We start from the raw sequence: 21,644 nt of genomic DNA on the forward strand, positions 1-21,644 counted from the left end.
GGTCTTGCGCATGAGCGCGAATTGAGCGGGGCACTGGAAACGTTGGACAGCCACTTTGCTCAATGGCGTCAGCAGGAAATCGACTGTTTCGAGCTGAATGATCGAATTCACAGCTTTCATCAAAACACATCCAGCGAGCTATGGAAAACCTATTCTTCCATGGAAGACGATTTTCTCGTTTGCAGAGCGGTCAAGCTGGGTTTTTTGTCCAAAGAAGATGTTCCTGAGAAAGTGGCTGAGGCCATCCTTTTGGACAAACCTGTATAAGGATAGGAACGTTCTTTAGACTTATAGTTGTAATTGCTGAGTGAGAATAAGGTGGCTTGGAGATGTTTGAAACCGTATTATAATTTTTGAAGTTTCACACCTTCGCCGTTTATGTATTCGATTTTCGGGGGCCATATTTCTTCTCTTTCAACGCGCCGTTCTATAACCTGATCTGATATTCCAAAAGGTTTACACAGCGCCGTACTAATACCTGACAAAACTATTCCTGGATCTGATGCGAGATAATCTAACATGCCAATTTTTTGTATTTTATTAAGATAAATTTCTAATTCAGATAATAATCTATTACGAGGGACTAAAACTCTACCGGCAAATTCGTTAGCCTGATATTCAAAAAATTTATACTCTCTTTCAGGTATATCGAGCATAAATTCTTTCCAGTCTGAGGGTTCTTTAATTGCGAAGCTTTTGTATATCTCTTTATGTAAAAAAAGGTGACCTATTTCGTGGGCATAAGAAAACCGAAGCCGATTTATGAACCTTTCTTCCATAAAACATTTATAATCGACAACAATGCCTGTAAGATCAATCCGGAGATAGGCATCTATATCTGATTCATTCAACAAATCGAGCTTCGGTTCGATGTTTAATTTGAGCTTTTTTTCAACTATGCTTTCAATATCAACAGGCAGTATGCTTTCGGGCCAGAATTTAGCTCTAAAATTTTCCGCTATTTGCCATATTTCTCTTTTTTCCAGGTAAGGGCATTTGAACTTCGAATAATCTTCCATCAACCTTCTCCTCTGATCTTTTCGATCAGCTTTTCTATCTCCTCAGCGGTAGGTTTTTCGCTTCGAACAGTCCTAAAAAACATCGGTAATGCGTTAAGGGTTTCCTGATCAGACAGGAGATCCTTTGGGATGATCCCTGCGTCAATAGCCGCTTTATCTTTAAGTTCGTTGTAAAGCTCCGAGCTTTTCTTAATGCCCAATACTTCAGCGATTTGGTCGAGTTTTTCATCACCTTGAGGCGGGGGCAAAATTCCTCTTTCAATTTTACTCCAATTGCTTGCATCAATAGATAGCTGACGGCAAAATTCCCTAAGGCCGATGTCTCTGTCGAGCCTAAGAGTTTTAATGAATTCCCCAAACATTGTTCCTCCTTCCCTTGGATTGTTTTGTTGGACATCCTTGGTATTGTTTTTATGTGGTAATTCTTTAACCATGTGGTAAACATAATACCACACTTAAAATATGTCAAGTCCTTTTATTATGGGGGACTTGCAGGACGACCATTTGTAAAGCACTTGTCGGATTAGGATGTTGATAATATTATAAAATATGACACATAATTATTGAAGAACCCCGCAGCAAGCTACGGGGAATCTTCGACCGTAAGGAAGTTTGCTATTTTTAGATTCGCTCGCTAACCCCGCAGCAAGCTACGGGGAATGCGCTTGCTATTGCGGTTCAAAACCAATTCGTAAAAAGCTGCGGGAGATAGCCGGTCTTGCGCATGAGCGTGAATTAGTCGTAAAACACCCCTGTCTTTTATGATATTTATTCTCATAATATGCTTGACTTTTCTGACCTGTGAGATATTTTCAAGGTTATGAAACGAGCAATTGACCAGATCCTAAAACAATGGAAAGACAGTCGCGTCAGGCAGCCACTTCTAATAAGAGGTGCGCGGCAAGTTGGGAAGACTTATTCGGTAACTGAATTTGGCAGGGCAGCATTTGAAAATACTGTTTCTGTGAATTTTGAAGAACAGCCGGAATTGAGCCGTTGTTTTTCGGACTTTGATCCCAAGGGAATCATTGACCGATTATCCATTCTGACACGCATGACAATCAGCCCCGGACGCACTTTATTGTTTCTGGATGAAATCCAGGAATGCCCGAAGGCGATTACTTCTTTGCGATATTTCCTTGAAAAAATGCCGGAACTTCATGTTATCGGTGCTGGATCGTTGATTGAGTTTGCGTTGCGCGCTGAGGACTTTCGTATGCCTGTCGGCCGTGTGCAAAGCGTATATATGTATCCTATGTCATTTGGAGAATTCCTGATAGCAGTCGGTGAAGAGAGATTACTGAACTATATCCATACGGTTGATCTGCAAACCGGAGTGGAGCAGGCTTTTACAACCAGACTTGAACAGCTATTAAGACAATACCTGTTAGTCGGCGGAATGCCCAGGGTTGTTAATGCCTTTGAAAATAAGGTTTTGATGGAAGAATTACAGAGACTGCAATCCGGGCTTATTCGTACTTATACAGATGATTTTGCCAAGTATGCATCAACCGCAAAACATAAATATTTGAAAGAAGTGTATTCCAGTGCGCCACAAATGGCTGGTCGGCGTTACAAGTATTCGCATATAAATCCAGGCATCGAAGCTAAATTCCTGAAGGAGGCGCTTGGGTTGCTATGCGACGCGCGATGTCTGTCTAAAATATGCCACGCATCCGGTGCGGGAGTACCTCTTTTGGCAACTGCCAATGAACGTAAATTCAAAATAGCATTTCTCGATGTCGGTCTTATGCAAAATGCTCTTGGCGTGCAGGACTCCATTATTCTTGATAAATCTATTATGCAAATCAATACAGGCAGTGTTGCAGAGCAGTACGTTGCTCAAGAGCTGCTTGCCTGCGCTGATCCTTACTCTGACAAAAAATTACATTTTTGGGCAAGGGAAGCCCGAGGGAGCAATGCTGAAGTTGATTTTCTAATAGAAATCGAAGGCATGCCGATACCGGTAGAGGTGAAGGCCGGCGCGAGGGGGGCAATGAAGAGCCTGAGGCTTTTCCTTAAAGAATATCCCAAAACACTGCTCGGTGTCCGATATTCAATGCACGAGTTGTCATATTTTGATCAAATACTGTCTATTCCACTATACATGATTAGCCAGACACAACGCCTGGTCCGAAGTTGCATTTATTCCCTTGAAGAGAGGCTTCAGGGTGACACCAAGGGGACATCCGTGTAGAACGTTCACAATTCCAAAACAAGAAACTACCGGGACGTACTCAACCTTTAAACTTTTGAAGTCTATAGGAACGTCCACAGGTTAAAAGTTTTCTTTCATTAGTTTGTTGATGCATGGATCAGGAACAAAAAACGGGCGGTTGAAAAATCTGATCAGACTAATCCTTGAATTGTGCGATCTGAATACCAAGCCCGACACACTGTTTGCCTTTCATGCATGTATCTACATCGTCGGTTTCAAGATGGGTTTTAACATTTCTGTGACCTTTTTTCAGATTAACAATATAGGTTTTTTGTTCATCATCATAATCAACACCCAGATCAATTCCGCATTCTCCAATATCCGGAAAAACTTCTTTGATTTTTCCACATACAACATCGTTGGCATATTTCTTTTCGCCCATGATAACCCTCCTTTTTAAAAAAAGTTTAAAAAAAAGATAGCGTTCAGGTGAAGCGCCTGATTAGAACGTTTTTTGGTCATGTGGTGAGTTTCTTTGCAATTTTTGCAACATGCTCGCCCTGATAACGCGCTCCGGCGAGTTCGTTATCGCTCGGCAATCGACTGCCGTCAGCACCCGCGATTGTTGACGCACCATACGGCGAACAACCGCTAATCCGGTCCGTCAGCATTTGTCCTTGAAACGCGTAAGGCAAGCCGACAATCACCATGCCGTGATGCAGAAGGGTAATATGGAAAGACAAGATCGTTGATTCCTGCCCCCCATGCTGGGTGTTTGAGCTTGTTACAACACTTCCTGCCTTTCCGACTAACGCTCTTTTCATCCACAGCTGTCCTGTCGCATCAAGGAATTGTCGCATCTGGCCACACATATTGCCAAAACGGGTCGGTGTTCCAAAGATGATTGCATCGGCTTCGCCCAGTTCATCTATGGTGCACACAGGGATATCGGCCTGCTGGTTCTGAGTTTCAACAGCACCCATTTCTTTCAACACATCACGAGATAGAGTTTCCGGAACCCGGCGCAATTCAGCTTCTACACCGGTTATTGATCGCGCCCCTTCGGCAGCTGCTTCTATCATCCTGTGGACATGCCCGTACATAGAGTAGTAAACAGCCAGTATCTTCATGAGATCCTCCTTTCATTTGCTCTAATTATATTATATTAAGCGCCCTGAAAGAAACCGCAAAGATATCTGTTGGCAGACACCAAAACCATTATTCAAATGTTATTTATATTCGTATGTATGTGATGAATAAAAAGCGCTTCGAGGAACAGGAGCTCATTCCAACTGTCGAACTAAGAGGAACGCAAGTGAGGTATAACAGGGGGTATTAAAAAAATAATCGGCGCTTTTTAATGTAGTATGTAATTTTATATTTGATTATATTTGTAAAATCAAGCGGAAAATTATTATGGGTCTTCGGACAAAGACACACCCGTGAAAATATATGGAAAACCGTCATACTTTAAGATAACTGCAACTGATTCAGCCTGAAATAAAAACCCTTTTTCTTGATTAATTTGTCATGTGTTCCTGTTTCGATTATCTTTCCCTTATTTATAACTATTATTCTGTCTGCATGTCGAACGGTTGAGAGGCGATGAGCTACAATAATAGATGTCCTTTTTTTAATCAGGCTGTAAAGCGCCTGCCTGACCTTTTCTTCTGTTTCAGAATCAACATATGAGGTTGCCTCATCAAGTATTATAAGGTCAGGATTGCGCGCAAAGGCCCTTGCCATTGATATTAACTGACGTTCACCGCTTGACAGAGATGCGCCCCCTTCGTAAAGAACGGTATTAAGACCATCCGGCAATCTTTCTATAAATTTTTTACAGTTTGATGCTTCTAAAATAAACTCCATGCTTTGTTTGGAAATATTGTTTTGTCCCTGAATGATATTATCCAGTATTGTTCCTGAAAACAGAAATGGATCCTGCGTGATCATGGCTGTTTTTGATCGCAAAGAAGACAGCTCAAAATCTTTTAAGTTGATTCCATTTATTGTTATTCTTCCAGACGTTGGATCGTAAAACCTGAGAATCAGGTTGATCAGGCTTGTCTTGCCTGAGCCTGTTCGTCCTACAATGGCTATTGTTTCACCCGCACGGATTTCAAGAGAGATATCCTTTAGCACGGTTTCATCTTTAGTATAACCAAATGATACATTCTCCATTACTATGTTTTTTATTTTTTTTAGATCAGGAGTTTTATATCCGGAATAATTAACAGGTTGTGGAATTTTTTCCTGGTTGTCTAAGATTAGAAATATTCTTTCAGCCGATGCCATGGCATTCTGCAATATATTGTATTTTTCAGCAATGTCCCTTATCGGCCTGAAAAACATCTTTAAATATGATATAAACGCAACAAGCGATCCAAGGCTTATTTTTCCTTCAATCATGCTGCCGCCCCCGTAGTAAATAACGACCGCAAGGGCTATTGAACCTAAAAGTTCTATAACCGGCATAAAAATCGCGAACACATGAATCTGTTGCATGCCGGCCATGTAATACTCATGATTCAGTTTTTTAAAAGACAGGTAATTTTCTCTTTCATGCAGGAAAAGCTGCAGGATTTTTATTCCCTCTATGGTTTCCGCAAATCTGGTATTTATTTCCGCAATCTTGATTCTTAAGATTCTGAAAGCATCCCTTGCGCTTGTGGAAAAATACATGGAAGCAAAAACAACAAAGGGAAGCACGGAAAATGAAACAAGGGCCAGCTTCCAATTCATCCAAAGCAAGGCAAGTGTTATGCCTGTGAGCAGGAACATATCCTTGAAAACAAATGAGATAACAGAGGTGAAAAGCTCATCCATGTTCTGAATATCATTAGTTGTCCTTGTAACAAGACGACCAACAGGGTTTTTGGTAAAAAATGAGACCGACAGTCTCTGAATGTGCTTAAACAGTCGCATTCTTAAATCATGCATTATCATCTGGCCGGTATATTCCATGAGCATGACCTGCAAAAAATTAAAAACAAAGCTAAAAATAATTATACAGATAAAGACAGCGGTAATAATATTTAACCCGATAAAATCTTTTTTGCGGAGTTCTGTAAGGTCGTTTTTACTCAGTTGCGAAAGATTGTTTAACTCTATCATGGCTTCCGGGCCTTTAATTTGAAAAATATCCGGATACTTGCCGACAATTTCTCTTGTTTTTAGCTCAAGGGCATTGACCTTTAAATACCTGATTTCCGGTCCAGCAAAACCAGCCTTGTCTGATGCTGATTGAGGCACTATATACCGATCTATCGCTATCTTGGTGACATATGGAAGAGAAAGATCAAGTAATGCGATTAAAACTACAAGCATGATCGAACCCAAAAAAAGAGGTCTGTAGGGCCTGGTAAAAGGATACAGCCTTTTCAGCATCTTAATGTCATATGGTTTGCCAAGCTGTTTTTCTTCAAAATATCCAAAATCAGTTTGCATTAAATTCCTCTTCAATTTCCTGCAGGCGAAATGTTTTTGCATAGTATCGGTTGTTTTTCATCAAATGCTCATGGGTGCCTGATTCTACAATTCTGCCTTTGTCCAAGGATATAATTAAATCAGCAAAACGCACCGCGGAAAGCCTGTGAGAGACAATTATAATTGTTTTTCCGCCGGCCATTGATTTGACGGTTTTTATAATAAGGTTTCCGGTTTCCATATCTACCTGACTTACAGGATCGTCTAATATCATAATGGGTCTGTCATGTATAAGTGCTCGCGCAAGGGAAATACGCTGCTTTTGTCCGCCCGACAGAACAATCCCTTTTTCGCCGACAATCGTATCAAAGCCTTTGGGGAAAAGCCTGACAGTATCATACAGGGCAGCCTTTTCTGCTGCTGATATTAGTTGGGAATCTTTTGTTTCACCACTTCCGAGCAGTATGTTCTGTTTAATTGAACCTGCAAACAAAAAGGGCTCTTGCGGCATAAAAGAAATAAGTGATCTGAGATCGCGAAGCAATATCCGGGATATATTTATTCCGTCGATTAAAATTCGGCCGGATGATACGTCAAAGAGTCTTGGCATAAGGCTTAATAATGTTGTTTTACCGCTGCCCTGAGGACCTATTATGCCCAGGATAGCACCATGTTTGAGTTTTATGTTTATGTTGCTTAGAATCAAAGGGGTGTTGTTTGTATAAGAAAACGAGACATTTTCAAAAACCATGTTATTTTTAATCTGTTTAAAGGATTTAGCATCAGTTGCGTCATCAATCTCCGGCTTCATGCTTAAGATATTGTTGATTCTGTCTAAGGATGCTCTTCCTCTCTGGATAAGACTTATAACCCATCCCATGGCCATCATGGGCCATGTCAGAAGACCAAGATAGCTGATAAAAGCCACAAAATCTCCGGGCGTTATAGCAAGGGTAATTGTTTGTCTGCCTCCAAGGAAAAGAACGATTGCAAGACTTATATTGGAAAAGAAAAGCAGCATGGGAAAAAATGACCCGGTATTTTTTACAAGCCGGAGATTTTTATTAATATAATTTTTTGATATTGTATTTATCATGGATGCTTCCTGCTCTTCCAGGTTATATGCCTTGATTACGCGTATGCCCGCAAATCGTTCCCTTATGGCTTCTGTAAGATCTGCAAAAGATCCCTGCACATCCTGATACAGATGATGCATTTTTTTGCTGAAAAAACGGGTTCCCAGTACAATCATAGGCATTGGAATTAAAACATATAATGTCAGAAGCTTATTAATATATAACATGAAACAGATGGATGCGGAGCCCAGAACTATTGCGTCTGTCAGTGCAACCACACCCATGCCCATCGCCATTCTTATATGCTGAATATCATTGGTAGCATGGGCCATTAGATTCCCTGTTTTTACTTTATCGAAATATGAAGCAGAAAGGGTTTGAATATGGTCAAGCAGACTGTTTCTCAAACCCTGTTCAACACTTCTTGACATGCCGATGAGACAGCGTCGCCATCCATATCTGAAAATTCCCATCATCACGGCAATTCCAACTATATACAGGGCATAGGACAGCAGTTGTTTCAGGTTTATCTGAAACAGCGTAAGATCATCCACAGCCCATTTAATTACGCGTGGAATAAAAAGTTGCAGCATGTCAACGGTAATCAGACAAAAAAGCCCAAAGAGAATCATGTAGCGGTTTTTTACAAAATAAGGTTTTATTAAGTATAAGGATTTCAATTAATTCATCTCCTGTCTTTAAGAAATTTTTACTAAAGAATTATACATTGGTCAAACAAGTCTTTTTAAAATCGGATGGTATGCCCGCATGAACGCACCTGGTGTTTTACATCACGGAAATCGAAAGGGCAGGGGGCATTAAGACAAATCCGTTTGCCTTGACTATGCGGGACAGGTATAATACATTGCAATTCAAACAAAATCCAAAAAAAACCGGATTCCCAGTTTCGCTGGAATGACAGGAACAAAGCAAACCATTTTTGTAAACAATTATGACTGAATCAAAGATTGAAAAAATTATTGCTATAAAGGAAAACCTGGAACGGGTTCTTGATAATCTCAAGGATGGAATCATAGCCCATGACATAAAAAGGCGTATATTTTTTTTCAACCATGAAGCTGAAAGAATTACGGGTTTAAGCAGAAAAGATGTTCTGGGAAGGGACTGTCACAAAGTATTCGGCGCTCCCTTTTGCGGTGAACGCTGTTCTTTCAGTAAAGACAGCCCTGAAATTATGGATAACTATGAATATACGATTAACAGCTTAAACAAAAACGGCGAAATCAAGAACATTGAAATGTCGTTTAACAGGATGGATGACGAAAATGGAAAACTCTTTGGGGTTATTGCTTTCCTGAGAGACGTTACTGATATTTTGAGCCTGAAAATAAGAGCCGGCAAGCTAAACAGCTTTGCAGGCATCATAGGTAAGGACACAAAAATGCTCCAGGTTTTTCAGCAAATCAGAGATGTTGCCGGGTATAATTATCCGGTACATATTTCCGGAGAAACAGGCACAGGCAAAGAACTGGTTGCCGCGGCTATTCACAATGAAAGCCAAAGAAACGGGGCTCCATTCATTGCTATAAATTGCGGAGCTTTGCCGGAAAACCTTATAGAAAGTGAACTTTTTGGGCATGTTAAGGGAGCGTTTTCAGATGCTATACGTGATAAAAAGGGGCGCTTTGAGCTGGCCGACAGGGGCACAATATTTCTGGATGAGGTTACAGAACTTTCAAAAAATGTGCAGGTCAAGCTTCTGAGATTTCTGCAGGAAGGTACATTTGAAAAGGTCGGCGGAGAAAAAACAATCTCTGTAAATATTCGGGTTATCAGCGCAACAAACAAAGACCTTAAAAAAGAGGTAGGAAATAAAAATTTCCGCGATGACCTGTATTACCGTTTAAATGTAATACCCATATCTATTCCTCCTCTCCGCGAACGAAAAAATGACATACCGCTTCTAATCGACCATTTTCTTAAACAGGCTGAGGAAGATTATAAGCAAAAACCTCTTGGAATATCTAAAGAAGCCATGTCCTTAATAATGGATTATGCCTGGCCGGGAAATGTTCGTGAGCTTCAAAATGCTATTCAGTTTGCCATTGTAAAATGCAGCGGCAGCTTAATTACTCCAAATGAACTCCCTGCTGATCTGAGAGATAATGAAAAACCTCTGTTAAGGCGCGGCTCTTCCAGGAAGCTTGACTTTGATACAATAAGATCTGCCCTTGAAAAAACAGGAGGGAATAAATCAAAGGCTGCCAAGCTTCTCGGGGTGGGAAGGGCCACATTATACAGATTTTTAAGCCAACATCCTAACATACTTAAATCTCAATCATTACAGAGCTCACCTTTAAGCCAGTCTTTAACTTCACCCTCGATAGAATAAACGCCTTCATTATGACCTGTTGACTCCAGGAACCGGTTTTTTAACCATTCGGGCATCTTTATTGTAGCAAGCTCAACCCCTTCTTCAATGTTGCGACGTATAAGGTATATTACCGGCTCATGCCATGTATTTACCACAAAATAAGTAGAAAAATCTCTCTTTGATCTTATTACGTTTTTACCCGCTACCGCATTATTACCCCATTCCAGATAAAGTATTACAGCCATTTCCGGCGTCATTTCCCAGTCTATATCATTTAACAGATCAAGATTATTTCTTATATCCTCTAATTTCAACATGCTGCACCTCCTTTGGATTGTTATTTAACACATTAAAATGCATGATATGTGCCATTGATAACGAAAACTCCAATAATGAAATAACCTCTTGAATTAAAATAAGATATTGAGACATCTATTATAAACGGAAAGATATCTGAAATTGTATCATGATACAATTATGTCTCTAATTAAAAAAATGAGACAGCCAAAGTTCCTCTTTCAAATATGAAATGCGGGAGTTTGGGGACATTAAAGCATTGGACAAGTGTGCGTTCGATGCGCATGGCCAGGATGTTTGAGCAATCAGAAGAAATGTTATCCAGGAAAGCGGCCGATATGTATGGTCTGATTCTTGATCCACTCGTCAAATTTAGCTCTTAAATATCTTTTAAAGTGGTATCTGGTTACAGGAAAAAGCAGCAGCAGTCCGGCAATATCGGTGATGAAACCGGGGGTTAAAAGAACAATTCCCGCTAAAAATATTATAAAGGCGTCAACCAGATCTTCTGTCGGCGTTATTCCCTGCTGAAGACCGGTTTTAATGCGGATCATGGTTTGAAGACCCTGTATGCGGGCAAGGTTTGCGCCCACGAAAGCGGTTATGATTACCACTAACACCGTGTTTAAAGCTCCTATGGAATGTCCTACCTTTATCAGCAGGTATATTTCAGCAACCGGTATCAGGGTGAAGGCTAGAAAAAGTTTTAAAAGCATGTAGTTTCCTTTGTTTAAGTTAAAATATGCCCATGATAATTATTTATGTCAAGTTTTTTAAGCAAGCGGAATATGGGGACAATCCATAAATAAGTAAGCAACTCGAGACCTTTGCAAAACGCCCCCTTTTGCCCAATTTCGGCGTCAGGCTCAAATTTTAAGCCTCGAAATACTCAATGTATTCCTACGTTTACAATTTTCGCCTTCCTTGAACTTAAACAAAATTGAGCATTTTTCCAAGGTCTCAACTTGACATGTAGATATATTATTGATAGGAATTTTGCATAATATTCCCCCCATGTTCCGCCCCCCATATTCTGCTGTGGAAGGATTAATATGAAAAACACGAGCGTTTTGAAAATTGAGAACCTGATAAAAAAGGGTGTAAAAATTCCAAATCCTGGTGGTGTTGAGATAGGTGACGATGTAAACATTGACAGGATTTCAGGAAATGGGACCATAATTTATTCAGGTTGTAAAATTTTCGGCAGTTCAACCCTTATAGCTCATGGGGCTAAGCTGGGATATGAGGGGCCGGTTACTGTTGAGAACTGTCAGATCGGGTCGCTGGTTAATCTTAACGCGGGTTTTTTCAAGGATGCTGTATTTTTAGGCGGAGTGTCTGTTGGTTCCGGTTCTCATATAAGAGAAGGAACCATACTTGAGGAAGAATCAAGGATAGCTCACACAGTTGGTTTAAAGCAGACCATTTTATTCCCGTTCGTAACCCTGGGCAGCCTTATCAATTTTTGCGATTGCCTGATGTCCGGTGGAACAAGCCGGAAAAATCACAGCGAGGTCGGCAGCTCATACATTCATTTTAATTATACCCCTGATCAGGACAAGGCCACCCCATCCCTTATCGGTGATGTGCCGAGCGGCGTAATGCTGAACCAGAACCCGATTTTTCTTGGAGGGCAGGGGGGTCTTGCAGGCCCGTGCCGCCTTGCGTTCGGCACTGTGGTGGCTGCCGGCATAATATGCAGAAAAGATGAACTCAGGCCGCAACGCCTTATTTTCGATAAGCCGGTAAATGGTGAAAACATTGTATTTACCCCGAACGCATATAAAGGCATTAAAAGAATAGTTACAAACAACATTATATATATGGCAAATCTTATTGCCCTTATGCAGTGGTATATTTATGTTCGCACGCAGTTTATTTCAGATGATTTCCCAGAGCCTCTTTTTGTTGGTTTAAAAGAAAAACTAAACATGGCAATTAATGAACGGATAAAAAGGTTTAAAGATTTATGTGATAAAATGCCGGATACTGCGGATGACAGGCCGTCTTCGATTGTTGCAAGGCAAAAGCATGAGCTTTATAGTATGCGGACTGAGCTGGAAGAATCTTTTGGAGAGCTTCGCGACAATGCGGGTGATCAAGCCTTAAGAGATGTTTTTCTTGAAAAAATAGATACAGGCATAAAAAAATCAGGCAGGGATTATATTACCGTTATAAAGGGGCTTGAGACCAAAGATTCAAAAACCGGAACCATGTGGCTTCAGGACATTGTTTATGACATAACCATGAAACTGCTTGAAATTATTCCATCTTTCAGAGATTAGTGTGTTAAGTGTTAGGTAAAGGAAGAGTAAATGGGCAAACTATTCGGCACCGACGGCATAAGGGGTATGGCAAATGAATATCCGATAACACCTGAAACAGCTGTAGCCGTGGGCAGGGCAATCGCGTCATTTTTTAAGAAAAAAAGGGATGTGTCCGGTATAATCATTGGAAAGGATACCAGGATATCCGGGTATATGCTGGAATATGCGTTAGTTTCCGGAATCTGTTCAATGGGTGTGGACGCATATCTTACAGGCGTTCTCCCAACCCCCGGCATAGCCTTTTTAACCGCTTCAACCCATGCTGTCGCCGGAATTGTGATATCTGCATCCCATAATCCCTTTTATGATAATGGAATAAAGATATTTAAAGGAGACGGCTTTAAGCTTTCAGATAAGGAAGAGGAGGAGATCGAAAGGCTTGTGCTTGGCCATGAAACAGTTTCAGCCTCAAAACAGATACAAAATACAGGCAATGTTTATAAAATCGATGATGCTGAAGAAAGTTACTGCGCTTTTCTTAAAACCGCAATTGCGCGGGACAACCCCTTCAAAGGGATTAAGATCATCATGGATTGTTCAAATGGTGCGACATATCGTGTTGCGCCTAAACTGTTTGCAGGCCTTGGCGCAAACGTAGAATCCATCTTTATCAATCCTGATGGAAAAAATATAAATGATAACTGCGGGTCCCAGCATCCGGAAATCCTGAGTAAAAAGGTTGTTGAAAAAGGGGCTGACATCGGACTTGCCTTTGACGGCGACGGCGACAGGCTTATTGCGGTTGATGAAAAAGGGAATATTTTAACCGGCGACCAGATGATTTTCATCTGCGCAGCGGTCATGAAGCAAAAAGGGGAGCTTAAAAACAATCTGGTTGTAAGTACTGTTATGAGCAATATCGGGCTTAAACTTGCTTTAAAAGATATAGGCATAGAGCATGTTGCCGCGGATGTGGGAGACCGTTATGTTGCGGAAAAGATGATTTCATCCAAAGCTGTTTTAGGAGGCGAAGAATCAGGCCACATGATCTTTTTGAACCATCAGACAACAGGTGATGGGCTTCTTGCCGCTATAAAGCTGATCGAAGCTGCTAAAATGGAATCAAAACCTGTTTCAACCCTCGGCAAAAAAATGACCCTGTTTCCACAGGTTCTTGTCAGTGTTAAAGTAAAGAGCAAGCCTGATATCTGCTCGATTCCTGTTATCAAAGAGGCGATAAAATCGGTTGAAACAAGCCTGGGTAAAAAGGGCAGGGTGCTTGTTCGTTATTCAGGCACCCAGCCCCTTTGCAGAATAATGGTTGAGGGGCCGGGCATGGATGAAACCAGCATGTACTGTAAACAGATAGCAGATACAGTACAGGAAAAAATAGGAGTTTGAAGTGCCTGAAGTAAGCTCACTTCAGGCACTTTTTTAAAGCTATCTTCTGTCTCCTAATATTCTAAGCAGCATAAGAAACAGGTTGATAAAGTCCAGATATAATGTAAGGGCGCCCATAATCGCCCCTTTTCTGACGACTCCTGCCTCAAGATCAGCGGGCTGTGTAAGGGCCATTTGTTTCAGTTTTTGCGTGTCATACGCGGTTAAACCGACAAAAACAAAGACACCTATATAGCTGATGATCAGACTCATTCCAGAGCTGCGGATAAACATATTAACAAGAGATGCTATGATAATTCCGATAAGCCCCATGGCCATGAAACCGCCAAGCGAGGTAAGATCACGTTTTGTAACCATACCGTATATGCTGCATGAAACAAAGGTTGCAGCACAGATAAAAAATGTCGATGCAATGGATGAACTGGTATAAACAAGGAATATAAAGGACAGTGTAGCCCCGTTTAATGCCGCATAAAGTATAAACAGGGCTGTCGCGGTTGAGGCCTGAATTTTTTGTACCCTTGCGCTTAAATAAAAAACAAGGGCTAATTCGCCTATTATAAGCCCAAAAAACAAAACCTTATTTCCATAAATAAGTCTTATCATGTTCGGGCTGCTTGAAACATAAAACGCGATAAAACCTGTAAGGCTAAGTCCAATGGCCATCCAGTTATATACGCTGCGAATAAATTCATTAACTATGACCTGAGTTTGTGCTCTATCTGTTGATACGAATTGCATTATTGCCTCCTGAAAATGTTATAATGTGCTTTAAGTGTTGCGTATTAAGTATTTGATAAAACAAGAAATTACTTCAACCTAACACGTTTCATAAATACTGTATTAATAATACATAACTCAAGTTTCGCACCCTTTAAAAATTTATTTTGACCCTGTGCGAAAATTAAGTACATAATAATACAATTTTAAACTATTTCAAGCCTGTAATTACTGGAAAAATTATGAAACCTGAACAATTATATCAAAACCTGACAGAGATCGCTGAAAAACTGAATATTAAAGTATCAGAGAAAAATCTTCATAAAACAGGCATATATATTCGAAGTGGATTCTGCAAGGTTAAAAACAAAGATCTTTTTATAATTGATAAGCACCTGCCGGTTTTTAAAAAAAATATAATTCTGGCTGAGCTTTTAAATAAAATGCCGCTTGAAAATATTTATATAATGCCTGTGGTGCGCGATTTTGTGGATAAGCATAAACAGGCTGAAAGAGAAGAGGGTTCTGCGGATTTAAACGGCTCCTGACAAGGATTGGTAGGACTTGACGCATAAGTTTACATAATATACCTTATCGGTCGTTATATAAATTTATGAATTATACTAATTTTTAGAAAGCGCCGCTCCAGGTATAATTAAATTTAAACCAGGAAAAACTCACATATAAGAAATCGTAAATAAAGAACAGTCCATAACCAAAATAATAATTGTGACAATCCGATGATTTTTTATAAATAATAATATCGTGCAAGGTTCTTTCTTAACGATTTCTAATACGTTCAGACAATTCCCTGTTTTAAATTTAATTATACCTAAAGCTGATGAATTCGTAAAAAGCTAAGTTATGCCGCTTCGCGTGATGAAATCGCTTCGCGCCGCCAGTTTATAAATTGGCAGAATTCCTTATTCAAAATTCGATGTTGGACGTTCGATGTTCGATGTTCATAGCCTTTTAGATTGACGCTGTGTTTATAGTTATTGAATGATTTTTCAAGCTGTGATAGATATATAAATAAATCGAAATGACAGATAACAATGGCAAGGGTCTCAATTGGAGCTTTTGAGATAGTGAATTCTAATAACGGGAAAATAGAACAACGGATATATACTGTATCCGAGTTGACCCTTTCCATTAAATCTTTGGTTGAAGAAAAATTCCCATTTGTCTGGATTTCCGGAGAAATTTCCAATTTCCACATGCCGGTTTCCAGGCACTTTTATTTTACATTAAAAGATAAAAATGCTCAGATAAATGCGGTAATGTTTCACGGCCAGAACCGGAATTTGAAATTTAATGTCAAAGATGGGTTAAGCGTAGTAGGACTTGGCAGGATAAGTGTTTACGAACCTCGTGGCAACTATCAGATAATCTTTGAGCACCTGGAACCGATAGGCATAGGCGCTCTGCAAATCTCTTTTGAACAGCTCAAAGCCAGACTTTCCGAAGAAGGGCTTTTCGATGAAAAACACAAGAGGCCCCTGCCCTTTTTACCTAAAAAAATCAGCATTATAACCTCTCCCACCGGCTCGGTTGTCCATGATATCCTGGAAATAATTTACAGGCGCTTTCCAAACCTTCATATTGAGATCATACCGGTTAAGGTTCAGGGAGATGGAGCTGAAAGGGAAATTGCATCAGCCTTTGAATTGTTGAATCTAAGGGCAGATACTAAGGACAGCGCTGATTTGGTCATCCTGGCCAGAGGCGGCGGATCCATAGAGGATCTTGCTGCATTTAATTCAGAAACAGTTGCAAGGGCTGTTTTTGCCTCAAAGATTCCGGTTATTTCAGCTGTCGGACATGAGACCGATTTTACAATTTCCGACTTTGTTGCCGACCTCAGAGCCCCGACCCCATCTGCTGCCGCAGAACTGGCGGTTAACAAAAAGGATGATCTTGAGCGGAGATGCATCCAAACCAGAAGGTTGTTAACATCCTGTTTCTTCAATAAGATTGAGCGTTTTCGCATACAAATAAATGAAACATCCAAACGGCTGGTTGACCCAAAGAAAAAAATTCAGGACCTCAGGCTTAGAATAGACGACTTAAGCACCCGGCTTATCAGGCTATTTAAAAACAGTTTGAGCTTGAGACGGGAACGGCTTGCCTGGCGTGTTAACAGCCTGCAGACTTTAAGCCCTCTCTCAATCCTGGCTCGTGGTTACAGTATCACCAGAACGATTCCGGATGCGGTTGTTATCATGGATTCAAAACAGGTAAGCAAGAGGCAGGAGCTTGAAGTAATGGTTGCAAAGGGTTCTTTAATATGCCGTGTAGAAAGGATATTGAATAATGGCTAAGCTGACATTTGAAAAATCTATGAAACAGCTTGAACAGATAGTTCAAGAACTTGAATCCGGTGATTTGTCTCTTGAGAAGGCTATAAAAAAATTTGAAGAAGGTATAAGCCTGACAAAGTTCTGTTCTGAAAAACTGGATGAAACAGAAAAAAAGATCACGATGTTACTGCGAGATCAGGAAGGAAATATTTCCGAAAAACCATTTATAATTGACGAATAAAGACAGGCAATAATTGTTGGCGTCGTAAAAAGTCTAAAAAGCACTTTTTACGAAATGTGTTAGGTGTTAAGTGTTAAGAGATTGATAAAACAGTTAATTGCTTTAACCTAACACTAACACCTGATAAATTCGACTTTTTAAGAATTCATCATAATTAAGGAGCTGCCATGATAAAGGAAAGAAAAAAATTAATTTCATATCTTATTGTCGTAATTATTTTATTTGGCGGAGGGGTTGGTTTTGGCTATTATATATGGGGACTGGACAAACAAAAAAAGCCTGATTATAAAAAATATCTTTCAAAAACAATTGATTATATAGGCAACATAGAGCAAGACAATCAAGGCTTTATCAAGCAGGTAAAACGGTTAATGACCGACATCACCGCACTGAAAAAGGATGTAAAGGACGTTCAAAGCCGGTTTGACGCCCAATCCAGGAGCTTGCAGAACAACTCGGCATCTCTTGAGAAAGAAAAAGCCAGACTCCAGTCATCTATCGGCGAAAATCAAAAACTCGCCAAAGAAAAGGAGCAATTACAGGCAAAAATCGATCAGCTCACAAATGAGCTCGATACGGTTAAACAAAAAATCATTGGAGTTGAATCCTCTGTTGATAAAGAAAAAAGGCCTGCTGAACAGGAGGTTCAATCCCCTGTCAGCGAAGAAAAGATTCCTCTTGAAGAAAAGGGGCAACAGGAAAACAATTAAAAATTAAAAACTCAAAATTATACTTAAATTATGTTTGATCTAAGTTCATATCTTGTTTCGAAAAGTAACTATATAAACAACTCACTTAATGAAATACTGCGTGACAGATTAAGTTCGAGCAGGATTGTATCTGCCATGGAATATTCTCTTATGGCGGGCGGGAAGCGTATCAGACCTGTTTTGTGTATTGCCGCGGCCGAAGCTTTGGGCGGGAAAGCGGATAAGGTTTTGCCGGCCGCCTGTGCCATTGAGATGATCCACACCTATTCGTTAATCCACGACGATCTTCCTGCCATTGATAATGATGGTTTCAGAAGGGGCAAACCAACCTGTCATATCGCATTTGATGAGGCTACCGCAATCCTTGCAGGCGATGCCCTCCTCACGCTGGCATTTCAGATACTTTCGTCAATCAAGTTAAAAAATGAACATTATGCCTCAAAATGGCTGAGTGTTATTCATGCTATTTCACGCGCAGCCGGGTATCAGGGAATGATTGAAGGACAGATGAGGGATATTGCATCTGAAGGGGTTATGCTGGCCTTGAATGAACTTGAAGAAATGCATTCCTTAAAGACAGGGGCTATTATTGAAGCATCAATATGTTGCGGAGCCATTATTGGAAACGGTAATATCGGGCAGATAAAACAGCTCGGGATTTATGCAAAAAATATCGGTCTTGCCTTTCAGGTCACAGACGATATCCTTAATGTCGAAGGTGATCCAGAGATAATGGGAAAGGCTGTAGGCACTGATAAAAACCGTAAAAAAAGCACCTACCCTTCTATCATGGGAATTAATGAATCCAGAGAATTTGCTGAAAAACTCGCGGGCAACGCATTGCAATCATTAGATGGTTTTGACAACAGGTCTGATCCGCTTCGCGCTATTGCCGGTTACATTGTTAAAAGAAAAAAATAAAAAAAGGAGTCAACGACACCTTGAGCATACTTGATAATATTAATTCACCAGCAGATTTAAAGCAGATTTCACGATCCGATCTGCCGGTTCTTGCAGCGGAAATTCGAAAAGTTATAGTTGATGTGGTTTCCAGAACCGGCGGCCATCTGGCTTCAAGTCTCGGCGCTGTTGAGCTTGCAATCGCCATCCACTATGTTTTTGATGCTCCTGATGATAAAATTCTCTGGGATGTCGGGCACCAGGCATATGCCCACAAGCTGCTTACAGGACGCAGGGAACAATTTCATACACTCAGGCAGCTCAACGGCATAAGCGGCTTTACCCGCATAAAAGAAAGCCCTTATGATGCTTTTACAACCGGACACAGCAGCACATCCATATCAGCGGGCCTTGGCATGGCCTGCGCCAAGCGTTTAAAAAAGGCAACATCCAAGGTGGTAGCCATTATAGGAGACGGTTCCATGACCGCCGGGCTTGCCTATGAAGGGCTTAACCAGGCAGGAGACATTCATAAAAATTTCCTTGTTATACTAAACGACAATGAAATGTCTATTTCTCAAAATGTGGGCGCCCTATCCTCACGTTTAAGCCGGACATTTTCAGCAAAATATATGCAGGATTTAAAAAAGGAGCTTGGGCTTTTCCTTAAATCCGTACCAAAAATCGGAGAGGATATTTATCAGTTCGCGAAACGTTCAAAAGAATCCTTTAAAACCTTTATTACACCGGGGATACTGTTTGAGGCATTCAATTTTGAATACTTTGGCCCGATAAATGGACATAAACTGGATCATCTTATTGATATACTGAATAATATTAAAAATACCGACGAGCCTGTTCTCCTTCATGTCATTACCAAGAAGGGAAAGGGATACACTCCTGCCGAGAATAATCCTGTTTATTTTCATGGAGTCGGATCTTTTGATTCTAAAACCGGTAACTGTATTGAGCAAAAAGAATCCACTCCGACCTATACCGAAGTTTTCGGCAAAATAATGGTAAAATTAGCCGAAAATGATAAAAGGATTGTCGCAGTTACTGCGGCAATGCCCGAAGGCACAGGACTTGTTAAATTTGCCGAGGTTTATCCTGACCGTTTTTTTGATGTCGGGATAGCTGAGCAGCATGGTGTAACATTTGCCGCGGGAATGGCTGCCGAGGGGCTGAGACCGGTTGTGGCAATCTACTCCACCTTTTTGCAGCGCGCATATGATCAGATCCTCCACGATGTATGCATTGAAGCCCTGCCCGTGATTTTTGCGCTTGACAGAGGAGGCATTGTCGGTGAAGACGGCCGGACCCATCAGGGGTTGTTCGATCTTTCTTATCTTAGAAGTCTTCCAAACATGGTGGTAATGGCGCCAAAGGATGAAAATGAACTTTGCCGGATGTTAGTTACCGCCCTTGCCCATAATGGCCCTATAGCATTTCGATATCCACGGGGAAAAGGAGCAGGCGTAAAAATAGAAGAAGATATCACCCCCATACCTCTCGGAAAAGGAGAAATTCTGACAGAAGGGAATGATGTTCTTATTTTAGCCATTGGCAGCTCTGTTTGCGAAGCCCTTTCAGCAGGTTTAATACTGGCCGGACAGGATATAAATGCAACAATTGTAAATTGCCGCTTTGTAAAGCCGATCGATGTTGATTTGATATGTTCTCTGGCAAAAAAAATACCGCGCATTATAACCGTTGAAGAAAATGTTCGTCAGGGAGGATTTGGAAGCGCGGTTCTGGAATGCTTAAATGATGAAGGTATAACAGATTTTCGCCTTGAACGTATCGGCATACCCGATACCTTTGTTGAACACGGCCCTCAGGAGTTTCTCAGAAAAAAATACCGGATAGATGCATCTGCCATAGTTGATGCGGCAAAAAAAATGCTTGATGGGCAAAATTGTCAAAAATAAGACTTGACCTGATAATTGTGGAAAAAGGGCTGGCGCCAAGCCTGCAACGCGGACGCTCTCTGATTATGTCGGGGAAGGTTCTGGTAAACAACAGCCCTGTGGATAAGCCGGGCGCTGTTGTTTCACAAGATGATGAGATAACTATTAAAGGAGAGAATATCCCCCATGTAAGCAGGGGCGGCCTTAAACTTGAAGAGGCTTTGCATGCTTTTAAAATAGATGTTGAAAATCTTATCTGTCTTGATGTGGGAGCATCAACCGGTGGATTTACAGACTGTTTATTGCAACATGGAGCTGCCTGTGTGTATGCCGTTGATGTCGGATATGGACAATTGGCCTGGAAGCTTCGGCAGGATCCGCGCGTCGTGGTTATTGAACGGACAAATATCCGGCATATGCCGTCTGAAATAATTCCCCGGCCCGTTGATCTTATCACAATAGATGTTTCATTTATCTCCTTAAAAATAGTTGTTCCAGCAGTAATTAAGTTTATGAAAAAAGAGGGAATAATCCTTGCCCTGATAAAGCCACAGTTTGAAGTAGCCAAGGAAAAGGCAGGCAAGGGCGGCGTGGTTCGTGACAAAAAACTGCATGATGAAGTGATAAAGGATCTTTCAGATTTTTTTATCAAAACAGGTTTTTCATGCGAACCGGTTATACCCTCTCCAATACTTGGCTCCAAGGGGAACAGGGAATTTATGATTGTATTAAAATCGCCTTATAAGTCTTGATTTTTTTGGGCTAAAAAGATAGTAACGGTTAACGGTTAACGGTTGGTGAAAACATAAAAGCAATCAGTCGTTGTATAGTAAAAAAACTGTGAACTGACAGCTGTGAACGGTTACATGATTTTTTAACATTCC

Annotated in this window: 21 protein-coding genes; 12 read left to right on the plus strand and 9 right to left on the minus strand. The window is 40.7% G+C overall.

Annotated features, from left to right (window positions below):
- Positions 1–267 (plus strand): hypothetical protein (locus VMW78_05255; GenBank protein HUV50410.1); only part of this gene is annotated, 267 nt, incomplete at its 5' end.
- A 77-nt stretch (positions 268–344) separates the two neighbouring features.
- On the opposite strand, the gene VMW78_05260 is transcribed toward VMW78_05255, so the two are convergent.
- Both VMW78_05260 and VMW78_05265 read right to left on the minus strand, forming a co-directional pair.
- The gene (locus VMW78_05260; GenBank protein HUV50411.1) at positions 345–1,019 is read right to left on the minus strand and encodes an ImmA/IrrE family metallo-endopeptidase; all 675 of its coding nucleotides are present in this window, start codon (positions 1,017–1,019) and stop codon (positions 345–347) included.
- A complete protein-coding gene (locus tag VMW78_05265) occupies positions 1,019–1,453 on the minus strand; it encodes a helix-turn-helix transcriptional regulator (protein ID HUV50412.1) in 435 nt (144 codons plus the stop codon). The genes VMW78_05260 and VMW78_05265 overlap by 1 nt, the downstream gene beginning before the upstream one ends.
- 386 nt (positions 1,454–1,839) lie before the next feature.
- On the opposite strand from VMW78_05265, the gene VMW78_05270 reads away from it, so the two are divergent.
- Positions 1,840–3,216 (plus strand): AAA family ATPase, encoded by a 1,377-nt coding sequence (locus tag VMW78_05270; protein HUV50413.1) that lies wholly within the window; start codon positions 1,840–1,842, stop codon positions 3,214–3,216.
- A 157-nt stretch (positions 3,217–3,373) separates the two neighbouring features.
- Here the strand turns inward: VMW78_05270 and VMW78_05275 are convergent, their stop codons facing one another.
- The 4 genes from VMW78_05275 to VMW78_05290 form a co-directional block, all read right to left on the minus strand.
- A complete protein-coding gene (locus VMW78_05275; protein HUV50414.1) occupies positions 3,374–3,619 on the minus strand; it encodes a hypothetical protein in 246 nt (81 codons plus the stop codon).
- A gap of 76 nt (positions 3,620–3,695) precedes the next feature.
- Complete coding sequence (gene wrbA / locus VMW78_05280; GenBank protein ID HUV50415.1) at positions 3,696–4,307, minus strand: NAD(P)H:quinone oxidoreductase; 612 nt, start codon at positions 4,305–4,307, stop codon at positions 3,696–3,698.
- 340 nt (positions 4,308–4,647) lie between these two features.
- Entirely contained in the window at positions 4,648–6,624 is a 1,977-nt protein-coding gene (locus tag VMW78_05285; protein HUV50416.1) for an ABC transporter ATP-binding protein, read from the minus strand.
- On the minus strand, positions 6,614–8,359 hold the full coding sequence (locus VMW78_05290; GenBank protein HUV50417.1) for an ABC transporter ATP-binding protein: 1,746 nt from the start codon (positions 8,357–8,359) through the stop codon (positions 6,614–6,616). Before VMW78_05290 ends, VMW78_05285 begins: the two co-directional genes overlap by 11 nt.
- A 272-nt stretch (positions 8,360–8,631) precedes the next feature.
- On the opposite strand from VMW78_05290, the gene VMW78_05295 reads away from it, so the two are divergent.
- Entirely contained in the window at positions 8,632–10,032 is a 1,401-nt protein-coding gene (locus VMW78_05295) for a sigma 54-interacting transcriptional regulator (GenBank protein HUV50418.1), read from the plus strand.
- Here the strand turns inward: VMW78_05295 and VMW78_05300 are convergent.
- Positions 9,975–10,331 carry a hypothetical protein gene (locus VMW78_05300; GenBank protein ID HUV50419.1) on the minus strand — a complete coding sequence of 119 codons (357 nt, stop codon included), beginning with the start codon at positions 10,329–10,331 and terminating at the stop codon, positions 9,975–9,977. The two genes, VMW78_05295 and VMW78_05300, sit on opposite strands and share 58 nt — an antisense overlap.
- 297 nt (positions 10,332–10,628) lie before the next feature.
- Positions 10,629–11,027, minus strand: coding sequence for an FxsA family protein (locus VMW78_05305; protein HUV50420.1), 399 nt, complete (start codon positions 11,025–11,027; stop codon positions 10,629–10,631).
- A gap of 336 nt (positions 11,028–11,363) precedes the next feature.
- On the opposite strand from VMW78_05305, the gene VMW78_05310 reads away from it, so the two are divergent.
- Both VMW78_05310 and glmM read left to right on the plus strand, forming a co-directional pair.
- A complete protein-coding gene (locus VMW78_05310) occupies positions 11,364–12,596 on the plus strand; it encodes a hypothetical protein (protein HUV50421.1) in 1,233 nt (410 codons plus the stop codon).
- A gap of 30 nt (positions 12,597–12,626) precedes the next feature.
- The gene (gene glmM / locus VMW78_05315) at positions 12,627–13,979 is read left to right on the plus strand and encodes a phosphoglucosamine mutase (GenBank protein ID HUV50422.1); all 1,353 of its coding nucleotides are present in this window, start codon (positions 12,627–12,629) and stop codon (positions 13,977–13,979) included.
- Positions 13,980–14,018: 39 nt separating this feature from the next.
- Here glmM and VMW78_05320 read toward each other — a convergent pair whose 3' ends face one another.
- Positions 14,019–14,720 (minus strand): Bax inhibitor-1/YccA family protein, encoded by a 702-nt coding sequence (locus tag VMW78_05320; GenBank protein ID HUV50423.1) that lies wholly within the window; start codon positions 14,718–14,720, stop codon positions 14,019–14,021.
- A gap of 221 nt (positions 14,721–14,941) precedes the next feature.
- Here VMW78_05320 and VMW78_05325 point away from each other — a divergent pair, with 221 nt between their 5' ends.
- From VMW78_05325 to VMW78_05355, 7 genes are all read left to right on the plus strand, one after another.
- Positions 14,942–15,247, plus strand: a complete 306-nt coding sequence (locus VMW78_05325) for a hypothetical protein (protein HUV50424.1) — start codon at positions 14,942–14,944, stop codon at positions 15,245–15,247.
- A gap of 540 nt (positions 15,248–15,787) precedes the next feature.
- Complete coding sequence (gene xseA, locus VMW78_05330; protein HUV50425.1) at positions 15,788–17,020, plus strand: exodeoxyribonuclease VII large subunit; 1,233 nt, start codon at positions 15,788–15,790, stop codon at positions 17,018–17,020.
- Positions 17,013–17,240 carry an exodeoxyribonuclease VII small subunit gene (xseB, locus tag VMW78_05335; protein ID HUV50426.1) on the plus strand — a complete coding sequence of 76 codons (228 nt, stop codon included), beginning with the start codon at positions 17,013–17,015 and terminating at the stop codon, positions 17,238–17,240. Before xseA ends, xseB begins: the two co-directional genes overlap by 8 nt.
- Positions 17,241–17,407: 167 nt before the next feature.
- A complete protein-coding gene (locus VMW78_05340; GenBank protein HUV50427.1) occupies positions 17,408–17,950 on the plus strand; it encodes a hypothetical protein in 543 nt (180 codons plus the stop codon).
- A 30-nt stretch (positions 17,951–17,980) separates the two neighbouring features.
- Positions 17,981–18,871, plus strand: coding sequence for a farnesyl diphosphate synthase (locus VMW78_05345; GenBank protein ID HUV50428.1), 891 nt, complete (start codon positions 17,981–17,983; stop codon positions 18,869–18,871).
- Between the two features lie 20 nt (positions 18,872–18,891).
- On the plus strand, positions 18,892–20,781 hold the full coding sequence (dxs, locus tag VMW78_05350; GenBank protein HUV50429.1) for a 1-deoxy-D-xylulose-5-phosphate synthase: 1,890 nt from the start codon (positions 18,892–18,894) through the stop codon (positions 20,779–20,781).
- Complete coding sequence (locus VMW78_05355; protein ID HUV50430.1) at positions 20,769–21,512, plus strand: TlyA family RNA methyltransferase; 744 nt, start codon at positions 20,769–20,771, stop codon at positions 21,510–21,512. Before dxs ends, VMW78_05355 begins: the two co-directional genes overlap by 13 nt.
- The last annotated feature ends 132 nt before the right edge of the window (positions 21,513–21,644 follow it).

The organism is Anaerolineae bacterium (assembly GCA_035529315.1).
Classification (GTDB): Bacteria; Desulfobacterota; Desulfobacteria; order Desulfobacterales; family ETH-SRB1; genus Desulfaltia.